The sequence below is a fragment of the Paratractidigestivibacter sp. genome (assembly GCF_052362415.1).
Taxonomy (GTDB): Bacteria; Actinomycetota; Coriobacteriia; order Coriobacteriales; family Atopobiaceae; genus Paratractidigestivibacter.
In genome coordinates this window covers 1,641-4,474 of sequence record NZ_DAWEMK010000125.1, presented here as the reverse complement: position 1 = coordinate 4,474, position 2,834 = coordinate 1,641, and the positions used below count along the sequence as shown (strand labels likewise).

General features: G+C 64.1%; 2 protein-coding genes. One reads left to right on the top strand and one right to left on the bottom strand.

Features of this window, described 5'->3' with window-relative positions; genetic code table 11:
* Positions 1–490: 490 nt before the first annotated feature.
* The gene (locus ACT84W_RS09580; RefSeq protein WP_444329039.1) at positions 491–1,597 is read left to right on the top strand and encodes a hypothetical protein; all 1,107 of its coding nucleotides are present in this window, start codon (positions 491–493) and stop codon (positions 1,595–1,597) included.
* 530 nt (positions 1,598–2,127) lie between these two features.
* On the opposite strand, the gene ACT84W_RS09575 is transcribed toward ACT84W_RS09580, so the two are convergent.
* Positions 2,128–2,834, bottom strand: a 707-nt coding sequence (locus tag ACT84W_RS09575) for an FtsW/RodA/SpoVE family cell cycle protein (protein WP_444329038.1), incomplete at its 5' end; no start/stop codon positions are given.

Sequence of the window (2,834 nt, the reverse complement as noted above, 5' to 3'; positions counted from 1 at the left end):
GAACGTTGAGGTTTCTGCGCGCCACGGAGCTTGAAGCCGAGGTTTCTGTGCACAGCAGGGAAACGCGGGGCTCGAACCGGAGAGCTTTGCGCGGACGGGCGATCTTCGCCGTACGAACACAGGTCTCCCCCGCGCCTTCAGGCGCCATGTGAAAGTACGGTCGCCCCATTTACCTGCCAATTGTCGATAAACTCTCTCAAAGAATCGGCAAATCCGCGCCAACGGCAACATCGCTGCCCAGCCCGGTTCCAAGCTCCCCGATGAACGGCGCAATTCAGCGGCGAACGGCGATGACTGTGGATGTTCGATGGGGCTCTCCCCCGCATTATGCCGACCGCGAAAGGACGATACATCACAGCCCAGATCGCTGTACCTCGAGTTGGTTACCCATTGAAGTGCCACCCGCTCAATACCCGGAAGCCATCCGCAAGATAGCGGGAAGATACGGGAAGACACCGAACCCGCCCGAGCGTCTACCATCCTTCCCACCATGATCAACGTCATCTCACATACTTCGGCCCTCGAGGCCATGCGGCTCGTGGACTTTCCGAAAGCCCTTGTGTCCGCCGAAGTCCTCAGCGAGATCCCCGCGCAGGCTCTCACCAAGGCAGAAGCGGAGCGTTGGGCATCTTCGGACCCCCTGCTCCGCGGCCTCGCGCGCCCGATCGAGCTCCTTGTCGCCGATCCAGGCGGCGCGAGGTCAAACGAGGTGTTTCGTTCCCATGCGCTGTCTGTGAAGCTCCCCGCAGGCGCCGCGCTCCGATTGTCAGAGACGGTCGCCATAGTCAGGCCCGAGCTCATGATTTATCAAATAGCGCGAAGAGCAACGACGCTCGAGTTGGTGATGCTCATTGACGAGATCTGCGGTCTGTATGCAGCGCATCCTTCATTCCCTGCGGGAACGCTTCAACGCAAAGCGCCTCTTTCCACGCTAGATGAAATAAGGGCCTTTGCCGACGCACTGCCGAGAGCAGCAGGAACGGCGAAGGTCAGGGCGGCATGCGGGCTTGCGGTCGCTCGCTCCGGCTCGCCGATGGAAAGCCGCCTCGCGGCCAGAATATCGTGGAGCAGGCTGCGAGGCGGCTACGGGTTATCGATCCTCTCGATGAACGAGGAGCTCGTGGTCGACCGTATATCGCGCAGGCTCGACGCGGCGCACGTCAGGAAACCAGATATCCTCTTCTCGCTGCCGAGCGACGGAGAGTTTGGATACTGCCTCGACTATCATGGCTGGATACACGACGAGAACGGCCGCGCGGAAGCGGATTCCTTAAGGGCCAATGAGCTGCTCGCCTTCGGGCTGCAGCCGTTTTCGATCTGGCGATCCCAATACGAGAGCACCTCATACATGGACGGCTTGATCGACGGCATCATCCGGCCAAGACTCGGGCTCGGTGCGCATCGGCCACGGCTGGAGCGCAGGTCACTCGAGCTCGCACGGCGAGAAGCGCTTCTTTCCGAGCTCGACGCCATCGATGGACTGAGCTGGGGCGTTTCCGAAAGAGCACCACGGGTAATTAAGGCCCAAGAAGACGTCGAAGAGGCAAAGGAACGCCTGGCCTGGGCGGAGCGTCACCTGAAGAGATCATCGAGATAGCGGTGGTGTTTACCAAGGCAGCAGGCAGGGTGGCGAGCAAGACAAGAAGTGCGAGTCTGTCGCCGGGCGCGAAAGCAATCCCATAGCTTTTGCGCCCGGCGACTTCGCGGACCCTTGGCACGGCCGAGGTTGCTTCAGTTGCGCAGAAATCGCCGCGCCCAGCTTTGGGGAGGGCCTCGCTGCGCAGAAATCGACATGCCCAGCTCCGGGGGCGCAGAAATCGCCGCGCCCAGCCCAAGTTAATGAGCTGGGCTCTGGGCTTTCTGCGCGGTTAGTCAAATTGGTGAGCTGAGCATAGGGATTTCTGCGCGACGAAAATCGGTGGCAGGTCTTCTAGAGCTGGTAGCAAGTAATTCTGCGCAGATGAGCTGAGAAAAACCCTAATAAAGCCCCCAAACCCCCGACGGTCATCTGCGCCGTAAGTGCTCGCGCCCCGCGCACGCCTATGAGAGCAAGAAGCCCGCGATCCCCGCTGTCTCACGGCGCCGATCAGCAGTCCCGCGGCGTGCAGTTTGCGGCCACGCGCGCGGCTAGCGGCCGCGGCGCTCCGGACGTCCGCCTCGGCCGCGGTCGGTGCGGAGGCGTGCCGCGGGGTCGTCGTTGAGATTGATCCGCTCATAGCCGCCGGCGGGGTGGCCGTAGCCACCTGAGTTCCGCGAGCCAGTGCTCGTCCGGTGGCCATAGCCGCCCGACGGCCTCCTGTCGTCGCGGCCCCGCTGCCGCGAGGTCTGGCGACCGCCGCCGACCACCGTGAAGCCCCCGCGCGACCCAGAACCGTCGCCGCCGAGACCCCGGTCTCCGCGTGCCCCCTGCCAGCCGTCGAAGCCCTGGCCGCCGTCGCCCATCGCGCCGCCGCGCGCCGCGCGACCGCCCATGCGCTCGGAGCGCGGCGTGACCTCGCCGACGAACGAGAGACCCGGGTCGCCTTCGCCGCCGTCGCGCATGCGCCAGCCGCGCCTGCGCTCGTCGTGCTCGGTCTCGGGCAGCCTCGAGCTCCTCGACACGGACACCAGCACGCCCACGATCATGATGCAGCTCATGATCGAGGAGCCTCCGTAGCTCAAGAACGGCAGGGGCTTGCCCGACAGCGGCACCAGGCCGATAACGCCGCAGATGTTGACGAGCAGCTGGAAGATGATGAGCGACGTGCACCCGCAGGCGATGAGCCTGCCGGCGAGATCGGGGGCGTAGCGCGCGATGCGGAAGCCGGCCCATGCGAACACCGCGAAGCCGACGA